Below are 20,731 nucleotides of genomic sequence, written 5' to 3' on the forward strand. Positions count from 1 at the left end.
GCGCCCCGTTCGAGGCGCGCTTTTTCGTTTTACAGGACCGCGCGTTCAGCCAGACCGGCCTCGTCCGCGAGTTTCGCGGCGACAGATGCCACGGCGAGGTCTTGCAGGCCAACGCCCGTTCCGTCGAAGAGGGTGATTTCTTTGTCTGATCTCCGCCCCGGATGGTCGCGGTTGATGACGGCGCCGATGGGGGTGATCTGATCTTCGGTCAACCTCCCGTCTGCAACCGCGTGCTGCGCCTCGCCGAGAGAGATGGACTGGGCGACCTCGTCGGTGAAGACAGTCGCGTGGGCCACAAGTGCCGCGTCGACCTCTTGCTTGCCCTTGGTGTCGGTGCCCATGCAGGCAAGATGCGTGCCGGGTTTGATCCAATCCTTCATCAGCAGCGGTTCGAAGGCCGAAGTGATGGTGATGATGACATCGGCCTGCGCGCCCAGTTCCTCCTGTGTCACGGCCTCGAAGTTCAGGCCCAGTTCGGTCGCGACCGCGCCCAGACGGGGCAGCATCTCGGGGTGGGGGTTCCAGGCGACGACCTTGTCGAAATCGCGCTGCTCGGCAGCGGCGCGCAACTGGAAAGCGGATTGATGACCCGCGCCGACCATGCCCAGCACCTTGGCGTCCTTGCGCGCAAGATGGGCGATCGACACCGCCGAGGACGCGGCCGTGCGCACGGCGGTCAGGTAGTTGCCGCCGACCAGCGCCGACAGCCGCCCGGTATCGGGGTCGAACAAAAAGACGGTGGACTGGTGGTTGGTCAGCCCTTTTTCCATGTTCCCCGGCCAGTAACCGCCGGACTTGACGCCCAGCACCTGACCCGCGCGGTCAAAGCCGGACTTGAAGCCGTAAAGCGCATCGGCGTAACCGATGGCTTCGCGGATGACCGGGAAGTTATAGGCGTCACCACGCGCCAGGGCGGCAAAGACGTCCTGCACCGCGTCGAACGCCTCGGCCCGGCCTACCAGTTTCTGGCATAGGTCCTCTCCGACGATCAGCAAAGGTTTATCTGTCATATCTTTCACGATCCTTTCCCCCGCTCAGAACGCTTTTCCGCGCGCGGAAACGGGCCAGAGGGCTTCGACCTTGCCGCCGCGCACGCCCACATACCAGTCATGGACATTGGCGGTCGGGTCACAGTGGCCGGGCACCAGATGCAGCTTGTCATTGACCTTCAGAACACCTTCGGGGTCGGAAACAACGCCGTGCTCGTCCGAGCATTTGATGTATTCCACATCCGAACGCCCGAACACCACTGGCAACCCGCTGTCCACCGACTGCGCCTTGAGGCCCGCATCCACGATAGCCTTGTCCGCCTTGGCATGGCTCATGACGCTGGTGAGGATGAAGAAGGCGTTCTCCCATTCTCCACGGTCGATGCGGTTGCCGTTTTCATCAAGGATGCGGCCATAATCGGCATCCATGAAGGCGTAAGAGCCGCATTGCAGTTCGTTATACACGCCCGAGGTGCTCTCGAAATAATAGGACCCTGTCCCGCCACCGCCGACGATGTCACAGTCCAGTCCTTCGGCCGCTAGCCCGTCCACGGCGTCTTTGACCTGCGCCACGGCGATGTCGATCTTGGTCTTGCGATCCTCGTACAGGTCCATGTGCTGCATCGCGCCCTGATAGGCCTGAATGCCCGCAAACGTCAGCCCAGGAGCGGCGTCGATGGCCTTGGCGATGGCGATCACTTCGGGGGTGGTGGTCACGCCGCAGCGGCCCGCACCACAATCGATTTCGACCAGACATTCGATCTGGGTGCCGTGGCGTTGTGCGGCCTCGGACAGATCGCTGACATTGTCGATGTCGTCGACGCAGCAGATCGTCCGCGCGCCCAGCTTGGGTATCCGCGCCAGCCGATCGATCTTGGCGGGATCGCGCACTTGGTTCGAGACAAGCACATCTTTGATGCCGCCGCGGGCAAAGACCTCGGCCTCTGAGACTTTCTGGCAGCAGATGCCGCATGCTCCGCCCAGTTCGATCTGCAGCTTGGCCACATCGACGGATTTGTGCATCTTGCCATGCACCCGGTGGCGCATTCCGTGGGCCTTGGCGTAGTCGCCCATCTTCTTGATGTTGCGCTCCAGCGCGTCCAGATCCAGCACCAGAGCGGGTGTCTGAATCTCGGACGCGTCCATGCCGATGGCGGCGGGGATGTCGAAGCCGACCTCAAGCTGGTTGATGTTTGCGGGCTTGTTCATGTTTTCCTCCTCAACCCAAAGTCCAGGGCAGTTTGTCCAGATCCACATTGCCGCCGGTGATGATCACGCCGACGCGCTTTCCACTGAACACCTCAGGGTGTTTCAGGATGGTCGCCACAGGCACGGCGCTGCTGGGTTCCATCACGATGCGCAGGTGTTTCCAGATGGTCTTCATCGCGGCGATGATCTCGTCTTCGCTGGCGGTGTGGATGTCGCTCACGAAGTTCGAAACAAAGTGCCAGGTGTTTTCCTTCAGCGGCACTTTCAGCCCGTCTGCAATGGTAACCGGTGCGTCATCGGCGATGATGTGACCGGCCTTGAAACTGCGATAGGCATCGTCGGCCTGTTCGGGTTCGGCGGCATATATCTGCACCTCGGGCGCCAGGTTCGACAGAGTCAGGCAGGTGCCCGAGATCATGCCACCGCCGCCAATGGGGGCAACCACCGCGTCCAGACCATCGGTCTGCTCCAACAACTCTGCGGAACACGTCGCCTGGCCCGCAATCACGCGCGGATCGTTATAGGGGTGCACAAACTCACCACCCGTGCGGGCCTGCACCTCGGCAAACACCGCCTCGCGCGAGGTGGTTGAGGGCTCGCATTCGGTGATGATCCCGCCATAGCGGCGCACCGCGTCCTTTTTGGCTTGTGGCGCTGTGCGCGGCATCACCACGTTGCAGGGAATGCCCCGGCGACCGGCCGCATACGACAGGCTGAGCGCGTGGTTGCCAGAAGAATGAGTGCAGACCCCGCGCTCGGCGGCCTCGTTATTCAGGCCGAATACAGCGTTGCAGGCGCCGCGCACCTTGAAAGCTCCGGCCTCCTGAAAGTTCTCGCATTTGAAGAAAAGCTGCGCGCCGGTCAGATCGTCCAGATAGTCGGACCGCAGCACCGGGGTACGGTTGATATGCGGTTTGATCCGCTCATGCGCCTCGCGCATGTCGGCAAGGGTCAGGCAATCGGCTGTGATCATGTCGTCAAGCATATTGGCCTCCTTACGCCGCGGATTGCATCGGGTTGGCGTGGCCTGCGCGAAAGTACTCCTGCGCCGCAGCCACACCGCTGCCCAGCTTGATCGGATATTCCAGATCGGCCATCGCCATTTCGATCGTGGCCAGTCCAGACAGGACCATCACATCCGTCAGGCTGCCCAGATGGCCGATGCGGAAGGCTTTGCCGTTCATCTCGCCCAACCCGATGCCAAAGCTGACGCCATAGGCGTTGAAGGCATGATCGGTCAGCGCATTGCTGTCGAGGCCCTCGGGCACATAGATCGCGCTGACTGTATCCGAGTAGAGGTCCGGCGACTGTGCCACCAGTTCCAACCCCCAGGCGGCGGTGGCCTTACGCACGCCTTCGGCCAGACGGAAGTGGCGGGCATAAACATTGTCCAGACCTTCCTCGAACAGCATCTTAAGGCTTTCGCGCATCCCGTAGATCAGCTGCAGCGGCGGGGTATAGGGAAAGCCGCCCGAGGCGTTGGCATCCATCATGTCGCGGAAGTCGAAGAAAGTGCGCGGCAATTTGGCCGCCCCCATCGCCGCCAGCGCCTTGGGACTGACGCACAGGATTGCCATGCCGGTCGCCAGCATGAAGCCCTTTTGCGAGCCCGACACCGCGATATCAACGCCCCAAACATCGAACTCAAACGGCATCGAGGCCAGAGAGCTGACGCAATCCACGAACAGCATCGCAGGGTGGGCGCTGGCATCCATCGCCTTGCGCACTGCCGCAATGTCCGAACGCACGCCGGTCGCTGTCTCGTTATGGGTGACAAGAACGGCCTTGACCTCATGGGCTTTGTCGGCCGCCAGAGCCTCGGCGAACTTATCGGCCGGGGCACCGCTGCCCCAAGGGCATTCGATGATCCGCACGTCCAGCCCATGACGCTGGCACAGATCGATCCAGCGATGGCTGAACATACCATAGCGGGCCACCAGAACCGCATCACCGGGGCTGAGCGTATTGGTCACTGCCGCTTCCCATCCGCCGGTCCCACTGGCGGGAAAGGTGATCACCTGGCCCGATGATGTCCCGAACACCTTCTTGGACTCGTCGAGTACCGGGGCAAAAGTCTCGACAAAATCCGGCGCGCGGTGGTCCTGTGTCTGAACCTGCATTGCCAGTCGCAGGCGATCCGGGATGTTTGTCGGGCCGGGTATGAAAACAGGGTTCTGAGTGGACATCACTATATTCCTCCAAGATGGAAATCAGTGTCGGGGAAACTGCCCGCGTGTGCAATTTTCTTGAAAAGTATTTTCATTTTTGTAAGTAAATTGATAAGCACATGAATTGGATGACTTTTCCGTTTTTCATTTTTCGAGGTTGAAAATGGGGATTTCGAAAAAACCGCTGAGAGCAGAGGAGAGAGCCCAAGATGGAGACCCAGAAAAGGCAGCGCGGCCGGCCGAAATCGCTGTTCAAGGAAAGCTCAGCCGGGACCATGCAGTCACTGGATCGGGCGCTGGGCGTTCTGACCACCGTGGCGCGGATGGAGCGCGCCTCGCTCAGCGATCTGGCGCGCGAAGTGGGCGTGCCGACGGCGACCACGCACCGTATTCTGGCCACTTTGCAGAAGCACGGGTTTGCCACCTTCGATGACGAGCGGCAGGAATGGATGATCGGGATCGAGGCCTACCGGACCGGAGCTTCTTTTCTGCGTCGCAACAGTGTGATTGAGATCGGGCGACCGATCCTGCGGCGTCTGATGCAGGAGAGTGGCGAGACTGCCAATCTGGCGGTGCCGGATGGGGCCGAAGTGGTTTTTGTCGGTCAGGTCGAGACGCTGAACCCGATCCGGGCCTTCTTTCCGCCCGGTGCGCGCACGCCGATGTATGCGTCGGGCACGGGCAAGGCGATACTGGCTGCGATGATCCCGGATGCGGCCAGAAAAGCCCTCGGTTCTGTGGATCCCGAACGTTTTACGGACCACACGCTGACGCCCGGATCGGACCTGATGGCGGATTTGGACAAGACCCGCGCCCGAGGTTGGTCGTATGACCACGAGGAACGGTACGAAGGCATGTCCTGCATTGGCGCCGCCATCTACAACGACCGCGCCGAACCCTGTGCTGGGGTTTCCGTCTCGGGTCCGTCTGTCCGTTTTCGCGCGGACAGGGCGCCGGAACTCGGGGCATTGGTCAAAGACGCCGCACAGGAGATCACGCATCTCAGCGGTGGCTGGATGCGGGATCAGACAGAAAGCTGACGTTTATTTGCGCGGGACGCGTGGAATGCGGGATTGCGACAGCTTGTATTTGTGCTCGGGGTGGGGCGGATGGCCGTGGGTACGGTTCCAATAGGCTGTCCCGCCGCGTTTCAGCCAAAGCGGGATGCACAGGATCAGGCCGACAAGGAAACCGCCCGTATGCGCCCAATAAGCAACGCCGCCTTCGTCCGGGTTGCTGGCAAGGCTGCCCATGAACTGTAGGCCCAGCCAGATGCCCAGCATGATGAAGGCCGGAATTGTGAAGACCCGGAAATAGACGATCAGGATCAACAGGACATCCACACGGGCCTTGGGGAACAGCAGAAGGTAGCCCCCCATGACCCCGGCGATTGCACCGGATGCACCGATGGTCGGCACAACCGAGTCCGGGGCGGTGACGACATGGATCAGGCCCGCACCTATACCAGCGACCAGATAGAACAGCAGAAAGGGCAGGTGGCCCATCTCATCTTCGAGGTTGTCGCCGAAGATCCACAGAAACAGCATGTTCCCCGCCAGATGCATCCAGCCGCCGTGCAGGAACATCGAGGTTACAAGCGTTTCCAGCGCAAACCCGTCGGTGATCCGCGCCGGGATGACCGCGTAGTCGAAATAGAACCGGTTCATGAGCTGATCGTTGCTCATGATCCCCACATAGCTGAGGAAAATCAGGATATTGGCCGCCATCAGAAGATAGACGACATATGGCGTGCGCCCCGAGGGGTTGTGGTCACGGATCGGAAACATGTGGCGACGCTGGGCTTTTCCCGGCCCAGCGTCAAGGTCCGGTTACGCCGCACCTCCCAACAACGCCGCGTTGCCGCCCGCAGCGGTGGTGTCGACGCAGACGTGGCGCTCGCCCAACACGCGCGCGCGGTCTGGCTGGCCGGGGATCAGCGGCAGAATCGGGCCATTGCGGCGAGCCAGGTGGCGTTCGATCTCGCGTGCAGTGTCATCGTTCCCCCACCAGAGCACGCCCGAGAATCCGGCAGCATTTTCCAGCCGGTGCAGGTCAACCATTCCGGTTGCGCGGATGGCCGTGCCACCCAGAGCTTTGACAGCTTCGGCCTGTGCTTGCGCCGCGTCCGGCCCCGGCCCCATGCACAGCAGGGGCGCTCGAGGGGTTTCGCTCAGCCGATTGGATTCACCGGTCGGGCCAGGCAGGGATTGGGTGCGGGTGGCGGCGGGTTGGCCCTGCGGGGCGGGCAGGTCACCCATGGTGGTTTCCCATTCGGCCTTGCTGGCTTGCCGATCCGGCGCACAGAACCGCGCCATATAGTTCGGCCCGCCCGCCTTTGGGCCGGTGCCCGACAGGCCTTCGCCACCGAAGGGCTGAGAGCCGACGATGGCTCCGATCTGATTGCGGTTGACGTAGATGTTGCCCGCATGGATGGCCTCGGTGATATGCTGCACGCGGTCGTCTATGCGGGTGTGCAGGCCAAAGGTCAGCCCATAGCCGGTTGCGTTGATATCGGCGATGACCTGATCAATCTGGGATGCTTTGAACCGGGCCACATGCAGCACGGGGCCAAAGACCTCGCGTTCCAGCGCCGCAATGCCCGGCAGTTCGATCAGGGTGGGGGCAATGAAGGTGCCCTCGGGCGGTGTGGCCAGTTCCTTCAGAACCCGCCCCTCGTTGCGCGCCTGCGCGACGTGATCCGCAATGCCCTGCCACGCGTCCTGATCAATCACCGGGCCGCAATCGGTGGTCAGCATCCATGGATCCCCGATCTGCAACGCCTCCATCGCGCCGGTCAGCATGGTCAGCAGATCGTCGGCGATATCTTCCTGCACGTAAAGGCAGCGCAGGGCAGAACACCGCTGCCCCGCCGACTGGAACGCGCTTTCGATAATGGACTGCACGGCCTGTTCTGGCAGAGCGGTGCTGTCCACGATCATCGCATTCAGCCCGCCGGTTTCCGCGATCAGGGGCGTGCCTGGCCGCAGGTTATCAGCCATGGCCGCACGGATTTTCAGCGCCGTCGCCGTCGAGCCGGTGAACGCCACCCCCGACACGCGCGGGTCCGATGTCAGCGCGGCCCCGACGGATGGCCCGCCCGGCAGCAATTGCAATACGTCGCGGGGTACGCCAGCCTCGTGCAGCAATTGCACGGCCCGGTGCGCGATCAGAGGGGTCTGCGGCGCGGGCTTGGCCAGAACGGCGTTGCCGGTGGCCAGGGCTGCGGAAATCTGGCCGGTGAAGATTGCCAGCGGAAAGTTCCACGGGCTGATACAGGTGAACGTCCCGGCTGGTTCCGCCTGCGGGATGTTGGCCGCATAGTAGCGCAGGAAATCCACCGCTTCGCGCAGCTCGGCCACTGCGTCGGGTATGGACTTGCCAGCCTCGCGGGCCAGCAGGGCGAACAGTTCGCCAAAATGCGCTTCATACAAATCAGCGGCGGCGTTCAGGATGCGTGCCCGATCTTCGGCGTTTGCCTGCCACGGACAGGCCGAGGCCAAGGCCAGTTCCACATCCCGCGCGCTTGCTGGGGCAACCAAACCGGGCCGGTCTTGTGGTTGGGCCGGGTTGATGACGGGCTGATCCTCATCCGGCTGTGCCTCTTCGGACAACAGCGGTTGCGCATACCAGTGATGGGCGCGGAATGCGTTCCGGGCCGCGTCGATCTGGTCGAGCGTCGGCGTGTGCTGCAGGTCAAAGCCTTTCGAATTCGGACGTTCCGGCTGAAACAGTTCGGGGCCGGTTGGCAGAGGGGATTTCGGCTCCTGAGTGGTGGCGAAGGGGTCAGCGGCCACCTCTTCCGGTGGCACGGCTTCATCCACGATCTGGTTCACGAACGAAGAGTTCGCGCCGTTTTCCAGCAGGCGTCGTACGAGATAGGCCAGAAGGTCCCGGTGTGCGCCCACCGGTGCGTAGATCCGGCAGCGCGTCTTGCTTTGATCCTTGACGATCTGGTGCAGGGTTTCGCCCATGCCGTGCAGGCGCTGAAACTCGAACGGCTGATCGTCGGCCATATGCAGGATTGCGCTGACCGTGTGGGCGTTATGGGTTGCGAATTGCGGGTAGATCCGGTCGGTCATGCCCAGCAATTTGCGGGCATTGGCAATGTACGAGATATCGGTTGCCGCCTTGCGGGTGAACACGGGGAAGCCATCGACGCCCTCGACCTGCGCGCGCTTGATTTCGGTATCCCAATATGCCCCCTTGACTAGCCGCACCATCAGCTTCCGATCGTGACGCAGGGCCATGTCATAGAGCGTTTCCAGCACGATCCCGGCGCGCGGGCCGTAGGCCTGCACCACGATCCCGAACCCATCCCATCCGGCCAGCGCGGGCTCGGCCATCACCTCTTCGATCACCTGCAGAGACAGTGACAGACGGTCGGCTTCCTCGGCGTCCACGTTCAGCCCCATCCCGGCTGCCTTGGCCAGCAGGCACAGAGCGCGCAAGCGGGGCGTAAGCTCGTTCATCACGCGCTGTTCCTGCGCGATTTCATAGCGCGGATGAAGCGCCGACAATTTCACGGAAATTCCGGGATTGGCGCGGATGTCGTCATGGGTGCAGGCGTCCGCAATGGCTGCAATAGCGCGGGAATACGACAGGTGATAGCGGGCGGCGTCGGCCTCGGTACGGGCGGCCTCACCCAGCATGTCGTAGGAATAAGTGTAACCTTTGGCCTCCATCCCGCTGGCGCGGTCCATGGCGGATTGGATGGTTTCGCCCAGAACGAACTGCCGCCCCATCTCTTTCATCGCGCGGCCCACGGCGGTGCGGATCACCGGTTCACCCAGACGTTTGATCGCGCCACGCAGGGCGCTGACCGGAGAGGTTTTGCCCTCGTCCAGAACCTTGCCCGTCAGCATCAGCGCCCAGGTCGAGGCGTTCACCAGCGACGAGGACGACTGGCCCAGATGTTTGCCCCAATCGGACGGCGCGATCTTGTCCTCGATCAGTGCGTCGATGGTTTCGGCGTCGGGCACCCGCAATAGCGCCTCGGCCAGACACATCAGCGCGACGCCTTCGTCGGTGGACAGGCCGTATTCGGCAAGGAAGACTTCCATCATGCCGGGCGAGGTACTGGACCGGATGTCGCGCACCAACTGAGCCGCAGCGACGCAGATCGCTGCGCGGTCGGGTTCGCTCAGCTTTGCCTGCGTGATCAGGGCATCCAGAATTTCGGACTGATCGGCATAGGTCTTGCCGTCAATATGGGTGCGCTGGCTGTGTGTCATGTATCCTCCGGGCTTTAGGAGAGTATAGCGTCGATTTTTCGGGACAATCGCCTTAATTTGTGATTTCAGAGGGCAAATGATCTGAATTCCAGAGGGATTGCAATGCAAACGAACCGCCTTGATCTGGACCGGTTTGACCGGTCGATCCTGACGATTCTGGCCGAGGACGGACGTATCTCGGTCGCTGATCTGGCGCGGCGCATTGGGCTGTCAAAGTCCCCGACGCAAGCCCGTGTGAAAAGGCTTGAGGCCGAAGGGATCATCACCGGATACCGTGCCCTGCTGGACCCGATCCGCCTTGGACTGGATCATGTCGCCTTTGTCGAAGTGCGTCTGACCGACACGCGCGAAAAGGCCCTGGCCGAGTTCAACGCAGCGGTGCGCAAGGTGGCCGAGATCGAACAAGCCCATATGATCGCGTCGAATTTCGACTATCTTCTGAAAATCCGCACCGGCTCGATGTCGGAATACCGCGCGGTTCTGGCCGAGAAAGTCTCATCCCTGCCGCATGTGGCGAATACCTCGACCTTCGTTGCGATGGAGGCGGTGAAAGAGACCGGTGTTTCCGGGGCCATCGAAGGGATGGGTTGACGAACGGTCTGATGGCCTCACCATTGGATCATGAACCAGATCGCTATTGCTTGCCTCGTCCTATTCACGTCCACGACCGTTCAGGCGGCGGACTGCCCTGTTGCACCGGATCACAGCGCCGATGTCAGCGGGGTGATCGCGCAAATTCAGAAGGCCGAGACAGAACAGGCCGCCCGTGCCTTGTCGAACCAGTTGTGGGAGTTCTGGACAGACGCGCCGGACCAAAGCGCGCAAGCCACGCTGGATCTGGGAATGGCGCGTCTCAGGGCCTCGGATTTGTTGGGTGCGATCGAGGAGTTTGATAAGCTGATCGCTTACTGCCCGTCTTACGCTGAAGGGTACAACCAGCGCGCCTTCGCGTTCTATCTTGGGCAGGATTTCGAAGCCGCCTTGCCCGATCTGGACAGGGCGATAGAGCTGTCGCCAAATCATGTGGCCGCGATCAGCGGGCGTGCGTTGACGTTGTTGGGATTGCAAAGATTGGCTGAGGCGCGGGAGGCTTTGAATCAAGCCCTGGACCTGAACCCTTGGCTTTCGGAGCGCCATCTTTTGGCTCCGGGAGGGCCGCTGGAGCCGCCGGGTCAGGATATCTGACAAAAGATGCCCCCGCACCCGCAAGGCTTGGGGGCTTGTGGCTTAGCCAATCAGCCCGTTGTCGGCGCGCTTGATCGTGATCACCGAAGACCGTGGTGTTCCGCCATCAGGCCAGTTTCTGCCCGGGTGCTGAATGCCCACAAACATGGTGCGCAGGTCGTCGGACCAGGCCAGACCGGTGACCTCACAGCCGTTCGGGCCGGTCATGAAGCGCGCGATTTCACCGGTGACCGGGTCACCAACCAGCATCTGGTTGTTGCCGTGGCCCGCGAAATCTTCTTCGTTGTTGTCATTGCCGTCGGTTTGGATCCAGATCAGACCGGTCGAGTCAATGACCATGCCGTCGGGCGAGTTGAACAGGTTGCCCGCGTTCACATTCGGCGAACCTGCATAAGCGTCCGTATGCACGGTCGGGTTCCCGGCCATGACATACAAATCCCAGTCGAAGGCTTCGGCGGCGTGGTCGTCGTTCGCCGGACGCCAGCGCACGATCTGGCCATATTTGTTGGCCTCGCGCGGGTTGGGTCCATTGACCGAAGTATCGTCACCACCGGCATTCGGCTTGACGCCGCGGTTCCTGTTGTTGGTCAGACAGCAATAGGCCTCGACCGCAACCGGGCTGGAGGCCACCCACTCGGGACGGTCCATTGTGGTGCCGCCTGCCTTCGACGCCGCCATGCGGGTGAAGATGCAGATTTCGGCCTGGTCCATACCAGTGGTTTCCGGCGTCAGCGGCAGCCATTCACCCGTTGCGTCGTCATTGAACCTGGCCACGAAAAGCGTACCATCATTCAACAGGCTCTCGGTCTCGCCGCCCGGCTGGTAGGTGCCGTTCGAGACGAACTTGTACAGGTACTCACCGCGCTCATCGTCGCCCATATAGACAACCACACGGCCATCGGCGGCCAGCGTTACCTCGGCGTTTTCGTGCTTGAAGCGGCCCAGTCCGGTGTGCTTGACCGGCGTACTGTCGGGCTGGGTCGGGTCGATTTCAACAATCCAGCCCGCGCGGTGCGGCTCGTTCGGGTTTTTCGCGGTGTCGAAACGCGGGTCGAAGAACTCGTAGCCGTTCCAGCTTGCGGTCGCGATGCCATAACGGGCCATGCCATCCGCGACCTTCTGGTCATACCTGGCGGTTTCATCGGACGAGCCGAAATAACCGTTAAAGTTTTCCTCGCAGGTCAGGTAAGTGCCCCATGGGGTCTTGCCCGCACCACAGTTGTTCATGGTCCCCAACGAGGCGGTGCCGGTCGGGTCGGCCTCGGTCTTCAGCAGGTCATGACCAGCTGCGGGGCCCACAATTTTCATCGGCGAGTTGTGGTGGATGCGACGGTTGAATGGGCTGTCTTTGACAACTGACCAGCCGTCCGGACCTTCGGTGATTTCCATCACGGTGACACCCTGCAGGTTTTGCATCTTCAGAACGTCGCCGGCATTGGCCGGAACGCCATTCTGTGCGGCGGGCAGGTTGATCCTTCGGTTCGGGAATTCGTGGTTGATCGCGATCAGCTCGTGACCCTGGAACGAAAAGGTCTCCATCCCGTCGGTGTTTTCACCAAACACGCGGTCCGATTTTTCGACCGCTCCACCGTCGGTCAGATCATAGCCGTCCGCGTCGGAAAACAGCGGGTCGCCCCAGCGCATCAGTATTTTCCATTCATACCCTTCGGGTACGTGCACGGTGCCACCGGTCTGCGCGGCAATCGGAGTGAACACAAAGCGTGAAGCGGTTTGTGCCTGCGCCGAAGTGGCCCCCATCAGACCCGCGCCCATGGCCGCAGCGCCCGAGCCAAAAGCCAGCACGCCGCCCATGAAACCACGCCGCGAAATTGCGCGTTCGACAACGCGGTCAAAATCGTTTTCCTCGGGGCGGGGGAAGTGCAGCTCGTCCCAGTCGTCGGCGGATAGAGTGGTAGGGTCAGCGTTTTTCATGAATAACTCCTGACCGTTTGAAAAAAGTGGATAAAGAGCATTTAGAGCTTCATTGTGACAAGGTGCTAACACCCTAGATAAGGACGATTTCCGAAATTTCACAGTTCTGAGTGAGGTGAATGACCTGACGTCCCGTTTGCGGCGCGAAGGCAGGAATATCAGCGCAGAGGATCAAAACCACGCTGGCAAAACCCGCGCCACACCGCGACACTTAGCGCAAACGCCGACCCGCTGGATCGAACCGATAAGCCTTGTCAGCGGCATAGGCAAAGCGCAGTTCCTGCCCCTCGGAAATCGCGTGCTGGCCGAACAGCCGTGCCGTTACCGCGTGGTCGTGTATTTTGGCGATCACGTTGGTGTCTCCGCCCAGTTTTTCCACGTGACTGACCCGTGCGGCCAGTGGGCCGTTGTCGGACAGGAACAGGTCTTCGGGGCGGATGCCGATGGTGTTCTGACCATCCCCCAGCAACTTCTCGGGCAGGAAATTCATCGACGGCGACCCAAGGAAGCCCGCGACAAACTGGTTGGCGGGGTTGTTATACAACTCCATCGGGGTGCCGGTCTGTTCCACCCGCCCGTCGCGCAGTACCACGATCTTGTCGGCCAGCGTCATCGCCTCGGTCTGGTCATGGGTGACATAGATCATTGAGGCATCCAGCGCGCGGTGCAGGTTGGCGATTTCGATCCGCGTGTTCATCCGCAAGGCGGCGTCGAGGTTCGAGAGGGGTTCATCAAACAGGAACAGTTTCGGTTCGCGCACGATGGCGCGCCCGATGGCGACGCGCTGGCGCTGACCGCCGGACAGCTCGGACGGGTAGCGATCCAGATACTCCTCAAGGTTCAGCATCCGGCTGGCGGTGGCGACGCGGTCTTCGATCACCGCCTTGGGTTGCTTTTCCTGTTTCAGCGCCAGCGTCATGTTCCCGCGCACGTTCAAGTGGGGGTAGAGCGCGTAGCTTTGAAACACCATCGCGATCCCGCGCTTGGAGGGCGGTATCAGATTGACCTGCTGGCCACCGATATTGATCTGCCCCGAGGATGCATCCTCCAGCCCCGCAATCACCCGCAACAGGGTGGACTTGCCACAGCCCGAGGGGCCCACGAAGACGACGAACTCACCTTCTTCAACTTCAAGCGAGATGTCTTTCAGGACGTGCACATTGCCGAAGGACTTGTTCACATTGGTCAGGGTCAGAGCGGTCATGACGCGGGCTCCTTGAGCGAAACGGGTTGGCCGGTGCGGATGCTTTCATCGGCAGCCAGGCAAATGGCGAGGGACTGGACGGCGTCATTCATATGGCGCGTCAGGTTGATATCGTCTGCGATGGCACGCAACATATAGGCTTGCTCGGCATCGCAGAGTTGTTGATGGCCGGGCTCATCGGGCATCTCGACCGTGCGGTTTCCGTCCGGTGTATGCACCAGCAGGCCGCCCACCTTGGTGTGTCCGTCGATGTCGGCAGACGCGCCCTTGTTACCGTCAGTGATCGAGACCGAACCGTTGGGCGAGACGATGTCTTTCACGAAAAACGCGGTCTCGGACATCATCGGGCCCCATCCGGCCTCGTACCAGCCGACCGAACCATCGTCGAAGACCACCTGAAACTGGCCGTAATTATACATGTCCTCGGCGATCTCATCCGACAGGCGCAGGCCCATACCGTGCACGCGCGCAGGTTGCGCATCAGTGATCTGACACATCACATCGACGTAATGAACACCGCAGTCCACGATGGGTGAGGTGGTCTGCATCAGCGCCTTGTGCGTCTCCCATTCCGCGCCCGAGGATTGCTGGTTCAGGTTCAGGCGAAACACGTAAGGCCCACCCAGATCGCGCGCCTCGGCGATCAGGCGGACCCATGAAGGATGGTGGCGCAGGATATAACCGACAGCCAGTTTGCGGTTCAGCCGGGTGGCTGTTTCAACCACGCGCCGGGCATCAGCGACATTGGTGGCCAGCGGTTTTTCCACGAAGACATGCGCGCCGGCCTCCATCGCCGCACAGGCGTAATCGGCGTGGCTGTCGGAATAGGTGGCGACGACAACCAGATCGGGCTTCGCCTCGGTCAGGGCAGTCCGAAAATCGGAATATGCCGGATAGCCCGCAAGGTCGGGGTGATCCACGCGGCCCGACCGGTTCACCAGCCCCACGATCTGCGCGTCCGGGTGATGGTGATGGGCCAGCGCGTGGCTGAGGCCCATATTGCCAAGGCCAGCGATCAGAACACGGATCATTTGACAGCTCCTGACGTTATGCCGCGGATCAGCTGGCGCGAGAAGATGACGTACAGCACCAGCACCGGCAGGATCGCCATCGACAGCGCCGACAGAACAGCGTTCCAGTCGGTGACGAATTGGCCGATGAAGACCTGACTGCCCAGCGTCAGCGTCTTGGTTTCTTCGGCGGGCGCAAGGATCAGCGGGAACCACAGGTCATTCCAGATCGGGATCATGTTGAACACAGCCACGGTCGCCATCGCGGGCCGCACCAATGGCAGTACCAGCCGGAAGAAGATCGTGTATTCCGACAGCCCATCGATCCGCCCTGCGTTTTTCAGGTCATCGCTGACCTGCCGCATGAACTCGGACAGGATGAACACCGCCAGCGGCAGCCCTTGCGCTGTGTAAACCAGGATCAGCGCCCACAGCGTGTTCACCAGCCCGGTCGTCACCATCATCTCAAGGATGGCCACGGTGCCGATGCGGATCGGGATCATAATCCCCAGCGCAAGGTACAGGCCCATAACCATGTTGCCTTTGAACTGATACTCCGACAGCGCATAGGCCGCCATCGCGCCAAACAGCAGGACAAAGAACAGCGACGCGACCGTGACGATCATCGAGTTCTGGAAGTAGAGGAAGAAATCCCCCTGCTTCATCACCGTCTCATAGCCGATCATCGAGAAGCTGTCCGCATTGGGCAGGGCTAGCGGTTCGCGGAAGATCGCGCGACGGTTTTTGAAGCTGTTGATCAGGATCACAAAGACCGGGAACAGGGCGATCAGCGTGTAAAGGATCAGCGCGCCGTGCATCGCGGCGGTATTGATCGGGTTCTGGCGTGCTTTATTCATACCTGCGCCCTCACAGTTGATACCGGCGCATCCGGGTCTGGATGCCGAAAAGGTAAATGCAGACGCCCACGAGGATGATCGCGAACATGGCCCCCGCGATGGCCGATCCCATATGCGGGTCGCCCAGTTGCAACTGGAAGCCAAAGAAGGTGCGGTACATGAAGGTGCCCAGAATATCGGTTGAGAAATCCGGTCCCGCCAGCGCGCCCTGGGCGGCATAGATCAGATCGAACGCGTTGAAATTGCCGACGAAGGTCAGGATCGAGATGATCCCGATCGAGGGCAGGATCAGCGGCAGCTTGATCTTCCAGAAGGCCGAGGCTCCGGTGATGCCGTCGATCTCTCCGGCTTCAAGGATTTCCTCGGGGATGGTCAGCAGGGCGGCATAGATCAGCATCATCGGGATGCCCACGAACTGCCAGACCGAGATCAGCGCCAATGTGGTCAGGGCGTATTCCTCTTTCCCCAGCCACGGCGCGAACAGCGACTTCAACCCGATGGCGTCCAGCATCGAGGGGGCGATGCCCCAGATCGGCGACAGGATCAGTTTCCAGGCAAAACCGACGATTACAAAACTCAGAATCGTGGGGATGAAAATCGCCGAGCGGTACAGCGCAGCGAACCGCAGGCGCGGATGGCTCAGAAGCGCGGCCAAGGCAATGCCGATGGGGTTCTGCACCAGCATATGAATCAGGAAAAACCAGAAGTTGTTGCCCAGGGCGTTCCAGAACTGCTCGGACCAGATGGGGTCAAAAAACAGGGTCTGAAAGTTCTGCAATCCAACGAACACGCGGGTCTGATCGACTTCGGTAAACAGCGCCAGACGTAGCGTGTTGAACAAAGGAAAGATCATTACCGCCGTATAGACAAGTACGGCTGGTGCCAGAAACACGATGATATGCCAGCGGAAGCGGGGGCGGTTCATTGGACTGCTTTCAACGGAGTGTCGGGATTACCCGGGCGGGCATCTCCGCCCGGGTAGGGATCAGGTTACTGGTGCGGAGCGTACCAGCTGGACAGACCTTCCTGCAGTTCGGCGCCCAGTTCATCGGGCGACTTGGCGCCCTTGATGGCGGCGACCGATGCGCCCCAGGTTTCGTTTTCCAGGTTCGGCGTGCCGCGTGACAGGATCTGATAGGTCGAGCGGATGGTCGACTCGCATTCCTCGCGCCAGCCGACGATTTCCTTGGCCAGCGGGTCCTGAAGGTCCACCGGAGTGTTGGACAGCGGGAAGAAGCCGGGCAGGGCATTGCCGAAAATTTCTGCAAATTCCGGGCTTGCGACCCAGGTCAAGAATGTCTCGGCGGCCTCGGGATGTTCGGTGGCGGCGTTCATGCCGATGCCGATATCGGTGTGGTCCGAAATATAACAGGTGTCGCCAGCGTTGCGGACTGGCGGCTTGAATGCACCCATCTCGAAATCGGCCTGTGTGTTGAAGCCCGAGATTTCCCACGACCCGGCGGGATAGATCGCGGCACGTCCCAAGGTAAAGATGTTCTGGCTGTCGGGATAGGTCTGCGCTTCGTATCCGTCACCCATATACTCGCCCCAACGGGCCAGGGTCGCATAGGGCGCAGTCCATGCCTCATCGGTCAGCTTCTGCTCGCCCGCGATCAGGGCCTGACGGCCTTCTTCACCTTTCCAGTAGTTCGGGCCTATGTTGTTGTAACCCATAGTGGCGGCTTCCCACTGGTCGTTGGTGCCCATGGCCAGAGGGACATAGGTGCCGTCCTCCCTGATCTTGTCGAGCGCAGCAAAGAACTCGTCTTCGGTGGTGGGAACTTCGATGCCCAATTCGGCAAAGGCGTCCTTGTTGTAGATGAAGCCGTGGATTACCGAAGCCATCGGAACGCAGAAGCTGACCGCACCGTCATCCGTCTGCCACGCCGATTTTGCCACGTCCGAGAAGTTGCCCATCGCTTCGACGCCGGACAGGTCGGTAAGGTGACCCGCCTCATACAGCGCCAGAGAGGCGTCGAACGGTCGGCAGGTGATCAGATCGCCGGCCGAGCCCGCGTCGAGTTTCGAGTTCAGAACGGCGTTGTATTCCGCCGGGGCCGAAGGGGTGAATTGAACCTTGATGCCGGGGTGCTTTGCCTCGAAAGCGGGGATGATCTGGTCCTGCCACAGGGTCAGGTCGTCGTTACGCCAGCTTTCGATGGTCAGAGTCACGTCCTCGGCAAGGGCGCTTGTGGCCATCAGTGTCGTGCCCAGCAAAGCCAGCTTCAGGCTTTTGTGTGTCATTGGTTTCTCCCGTTTGTTTGTCGTTGTCAGTTTTGCGCCAGTATGGCGGTCAGAATTCCCTTGTCGGCCTGCAACCGCGTGCGGGCCTGCGTCAGAGACAGGCCCTGCGCGGCGATCAGGATGGCGGGTTTCACCTCTCCGTTTGCCGCATCCAGCGCCTGCTGTGCAGTGTTGGCGTCCACGTCGGCGATCCGGGCGACGATTCCGGTAGCCCGCGCCCGCAGTTTGTCATTATCGGCGCGCAGATTGACCATCATCCCGCCATGCACATGCCCCAACTCGACCGCCATCAGCGACGAAAGCATGTTCAGCGCGATTTTCTGAGCCGTTCCCGCGCCCATGCGGGTTGAGCCCGAGATCAGCTCGGGCGGTGTGGCCAGAAGGATCGGAATGTCCGCGCCCTGCAGCAGCGGGCTGCCCGCGTTATTCGCAATGCCGATTACGGTTGCTTTGCGTGCACGGGCGATCTTTGCGGCCGCCATCGTGTAAGGCGTGGACCCGCTGGCCGACACCGCGATCACCGTGTCGCGTGCGGTCACCTGGCCCATCGCCTGCTCCAGACCGTCTGCGGCGTCTTCGGCTCCGCCCGGCATCTGGACGCCGGTCGGCAAACCTCCGGCCATGTGAATGCGTAGGCGGGCTGGGGGGATTGAAAACGTGCCGCCCAGTTCTTGTGCGTCAGCTGCTGCCATCAGGCCAGACGATCCGGCAGCCACGAAATGCAGCACCCCGTCGGTGCGGATCGTTGCCGCCATGGCCTCGGCGCCGCGGGCGATGTTGTCCAGGGCGTCCCGGACGGCGGCGGCCGCCGCGATCTGCCCCTCGGCCAGCGCGCGTGCGGCACTGACCAGGTTGCCTTGGGTCAGATGTAAGGCGTCAGGGTGCAATTGTTCGGTCAGCGGCAGCGTCAAGAGAATCCCCTCGTGTGTTCGCTCTACAATACCTATTTAATACCACCTGTCCATATTTTTCTTTTGCTGTGAGAAAATCGGGCGTTTTCAGCAAAAAAAGAACGCCAGATCAAGAATTTTACGGAATATGGGCTTTTCCAAGTTCGAAAGGTATTATAATGGTATTGCTATGACCGAGTCTCGAAATAGCGCCGTTTTGGCGGTGGATGGTGGCGGAACGCGCTGCCGTGTGGCCTGTGAGGTCAATGGCGTGATCCATTGCGTTGAAACGGGCACCGCCAATGTCTCGACCAATTTTGATGCGGCGCTGGCCCAGATTCGGGCTGGGCTTGAAGCATTGTCCCGACAAGCCTGCATAGAGGGCGCGGACCTGCGTGACTGGCCTGCGTTCATAGGTCTTGCGGGCGTTACCGATGCTGTGATTGCGGGGCGCTTGCGCGATGCGCTGGGTTTGACCTGCGCGCGAATCGAGGATGATCGCCCCGCCGCTGTGCGCGGTGCGTTGGGCGCACAGGATGGTTTGATCGCGCATTGCGGCACCGGTTCGTTCCTTGCAGTTCAGGTGGATGGTGCAATGCGGTTCGCCGGGGGCTGGGGATCGGTTCTGGGGGATGAGGCCTCGGCCCAGTGGGTCGGGCGCAGGGCCTTGTCCGAAGCGCTGTGCGCCCATGACGGTACGCAGGTTCAGACCGGCTTGACGCAAAAGCTGTTGTCCGATCTGAACGGTCCGGCGGGCGTCGTGTCTTTCGCCGGGTCTGCGACGCCTGCGCAGTTCGGCACGCTTGCCCCCGCAGTGACGTCTGCCGCTCAGGCGGGCGACTCTGTTGCTGTGGAAATCCTGAAGGCCGGTGCTGATTACATCGCTGAGATCGCGAAGCGTCTGGGCTGGCAGTCGGGCAGGGCGATCTGCCTGACCGGCGGAATTGCAGGGCATTACGCGCCCTATCTGCCGGACGAGATGCAGCCCGCCATTCGCGCCCCGCAAGGCGAGCCGCTGGCCGGCGCATTGGCCATGGCGAAGGAGATACGCCATGAGCATCTCTGACTTTCTGCGTGCCGACCGTTGGCTGAGCCCCGAAAAAGGGCCGCGCTATGTCCAATTGCGGCGCAGGCTGCAAGAGGGGATCGATACTGGCGTGCTGGCCCCGAACGCGTCACTGCCCTCGGAAAGGGAACTGGTCGAGATCACCGATCTGTCGCGGGTCACCGTACGCAAGGCAATACAGGAACTGGTTCAGGAGGGTGTGATCGAACAGCGCCAGGGCTCGGGTTCGTTCATTCGCGAGCGTATGCCGCGGGTCGAGCAATCGCTGACGCATCTGACATCCTTCACCGAGGACATGTCCAGCCGGGGAATGCGGACGACCTCGAAATGGCTGGAACGCGGCGTTTTTGCGCCAACCCAGGAAGAGATCGAGGCGCTGAGCCTGAAAGACGGAGAACAGATTTCCCGCATCTACCGCCTGCGCGAGGCTGATGGTCGCCCGCTGGCGCTGGAACGCGCCGCGCTGCCGCTGGACATCCTGCCGAACCCGATCGAGGTGACGACGTCACTCTATGAGGTTCTGGACAGTCTGGGCCTGCGGCCGGTGCGCGCGGTGCAAAAGATCTCGGCGCTCAATCTGGCGGCGCGTGAGGCCGAATTGCTGGGCGTGCCCGAAGGGGCTGCCGGGTTGAATATCGAACGCATTTCATTCCTCAAGAACGGGCGGGTCGCGGAACTGACCCGGTCGCTATATCGCGGTGACGCCTATGACTTCGTCGCCGAATTGCGGTTGTAACCGGAAAGGC

At 61.3% G+C, this 20,731-nt stretch carries 18 protein-coding genes; 5 read left to right on the forward strand and 13 right to left on the reverse strand.

Translation table 11 applies throughout. The annotated features are described in order from the left end of the window. Positions 1–29: 29 nt before the first annotated feature. Genes bhcD through bhcA form a run of 4 tightly spaced genes read right to left on the reverse strand, consistent with a single transcriptional unit; the run spans position 30 to position 4,384 of the window. Positions 30–1,010: an iminosuccinate reductase BhcD gene (gene bhcD / locus ACOQFT_RS17730; protein WP_421599204.1), complete on the reverse strand. Its 981-nt coding sequence runs from the start codon at positions 1,008–1,010 to the stop codon at positions 30–32. 24 nt (positions 1,011–1,034) lie between these two features. After that, on the reverse strand, positions 1,035–2,198 hold the full coding sequence (gene bhcC / locus ACOQFT_RS17735) for a 3-hydroxy-D-aspartate aldolase BhcC (protein ID WP_421599205.1): 1,164 nt from the start codon (positions 2,196–2,198) through the stop codon (positions 1,035–1,037). Between the two features lie 10 nt (positions 2,199–2,208). Beyond that, on the reverse strand, positions 2,209–3,183 hold the full coding sequence (gene bhcB / locus ACOQFT_RS17740) for a beta-hydroxyaspartate dehydratase BhcB (RefSeq protein ID WP_421599206.1): 975 nt from the start codon (positions 3,181–3,183) through the stop codon (positions 2,209–2,211). A gap of 10 nt (positions 3,184–3,193) precedes the next feature. Then, entirely contained in the window at positions 3,194–4,384 is a 1,191-nt protein-coding gene (gene bhcA / locus ACOQFT_RS17745) for an L-aspartate--glyoxylate aminotransferase BhcA (protein ID WP_421599207.1), read from the reverse strand. 191 nt (positions 4,385–4,575) lie between these two features. Between bhcA and ACOQFT_RS17750 the strand changes: the two genes are divergently transcribed. Then, positions 4,576–5,406, forward strand: a complete 831-nt coding sequence (locus tag ACOQFT_RS17750; protein ID WP_421599208.1) for an IclR family transcriptional regulator — start codon at positions 4,576–4,578, stop codon at positions 5,404–5,406. A gap of 3 nt (positions 5,407–5,409) precedes the next feature. Here ACOQFT_RS17750 and ACOQFT_RS17755 read toward each other — a convergent pair whose 3' ends face one another. Beyond that, a complete protein-coding gene (locus ACOQFT_RS17755; protein ID WP_421599209.1) occupies positions 5,410–6,153 on the reverse strand; it encodes a rhomboid family intramembrane serine protease in 744 nt (247 codons plus the stop codon). Positions 6,154–6,195: 42 nt separating this feature from the next. Next, entirely contained in the window at positions 6,196–9,597 is a 3,402-nt protein-coding gene (putA, locus tag ACOQFT_RS17760; RefSeq protein ID WP_421599210.1) for a bifunctional proline dehydrogenase/L-glutamate gamma-semialdehyde dehydrogenase PutA, read from the reverse strand. Between the two features lie 102 nt (positions 9,598–9,699). Here putA and ACOQFT_RS17765 point away from each other — a divergent pair, with 102 nt between their 5' ends. Together ACOQFT_RS17765 and ACOQFT_RS17770 are read left to right on the forward strand one after the other, a co-directional pair. Then, the gene (locus ACOQFT_RS17765; RefSeq protein WP_421599211.1) at positions 9,700–10,188 is read left to right on the forward strand and encodes a winged helix-turn-helix transcriptional regulator; all 489 of its coding nucleotides are present in this window, start codon (positions 9,700–9,702) and stop codon (positions 10,186–10,188) included. A gap of 30 nt (positions 10,189–10,218) precedes the next feature. Then, positions 10,219–10,782, forward strand: a complete 564-nt coding sequence (locus ACOQFT_RS17770; RefSeq protein ID WP_421599212.1) for a tetratricopeptide repeat protein — start codon at positions 10,219–10,221, stop codon at positions 10,780–10,782. Between the two features lie 42 nt (positions 10,783–10,824). On the opposite strand, the gene ACOQFT_RS17775 is transcribed toward ACOQFT_RS17770, so the two are convergent. From ACOQFT_RS17775 to ACOQFT_RS17805, 7 genes are all read right to left on the reverse strand, one after another. Further along, positions 10,825–12,714 carry a PhoX family protein gene (locus tag ACOQFT_RS17775; RefSeq protein WP_421599213.1) on the reverse strand — a complete coding sequence of 630 codons (1,890 nt, stop codon included), beginning with the start codon at positions 12,712–12,714 and terminating at the stop codon, positions 10,825–10,827. Between the two features lie 211 nt (positions 12,715–12,925). Next, entirely contained in the window at positions 12,926–13,918 is a 993-nt protein-coding gene (locus tag ACOQFT_RS17780) for an ABC transporter ATP-binding protein (RefSeq protein WP_421599214.1), read from the reverse strand. After that, complete coding sequence (locus tag ACOQFT_RS17785) at positions 13,915–14,949, reverse strand: Gfo/Idh/MocA family protein (protein ID WP_421599215.1); 1,035 nt, start codon at positions 14,947–14,949, stop codon at positions 13,915–13,917. Before ACOQFT_RS17785 ends, ACOQFT_RS17780 begins: the two co-directional genes overlap by 4 nt. Further along, positions 14,946–15,785 carry a carbohydrate ABC transporter permease gene (locus ACOQFT_RS17790; protein WP_421599216.1) on the reverse strand — a complete coding sequence of 280 codons (840 nt, stop codon included), beginning with the start codon at positions 15,783–15,785 and terminating at the stop codon, positions 14,946–14,948. The genes ACOQFT_RS17785 and ACOQFT_RS17790 overlap by 4 nt, the downstream gene beginning before the upstream one ends. A 10-nt stretch (positions 15,786–15,795) precedes the next feature. Then, the gene (locus ACOQFT_RS17795) at positions 15,796–16,710 is read right to left on the reverse strand and encodes a carbohydrate ABC transporter permease (RefSeq protein WP_421599217.1); all 915 of its coding nucleotides are present in this window, start codon (positions 16,708–16,710) and stop codon (positions 15,796–15,798) included. 65 nt (positions 16,711–16,775) lie between these two features. Then, positions 16,776–18,029: an ABC transporter substrate-binding protein gene (locus ACOQFT_RS17800; protein WP_421599218.1), complete on the reverse strand. Its 1,254-nt coding sequence runs from the start codon at positions 18,027–18,029 to the stop codon at positions 16,776–16,778. 26 nt (positions 18,030–18,055) lie between these two features. Continuing rightward, on the reverse strand, positions 18,056–18,940 hold the full coding sequence (locus ACOQFT_RS17805) for an N-acetylmuramic acid 6-phosphate etherase (protein ID WP_421599219.1): 885 nt from the start codon (positions 18,938–18,940) through the stop codon (positions 18,056–18,058). Positions 18,941–19,109: 169 nt separating this feature from the next. On the opposite strand from ACOQFT_RS17805, the gene ACOQFT_RS17810 reads away from it, so the two are divergent. Next, complete coding sequence (locus ACOQFT_RS17810) at positions 19,110–19,985, forward strand: BadF/BadG/BcrA/BcrD ATPase family protein (RefSeq protein ID WP_421599220.1); 876 nt, start codon at positions 19,110–19,112, stop codon at positions 19,983–19,985. Further along, positions 19,972–20,721, forward strand: coding sequence for a GntR family transcriptional regulator (locus ACOQFT_RS17815; protein WP_421599221.1), 750 nt, complete (start codon positions 19,972–19,974; stop codon positions 20,719–20,721). The genes ACOQFT_RS17810 and ACOQFT_RS17815 overlap by 14 nt, the downstream gene beginning before the upstream one ends. The last annotated feature ends 10 nt before the right edge of the window (positions 20,722–20,731 follow it).

Origin of the sequence: Ruegeria sp. MALMAid1280, from assembly GCF_049195285.1 — a bacterium.
Classification (GTDB): Bacteria; Pseudomonadota; Alphaproteobacteria; order Rhodobacterales; family Rhodobacteraceae; genus Ruegeria.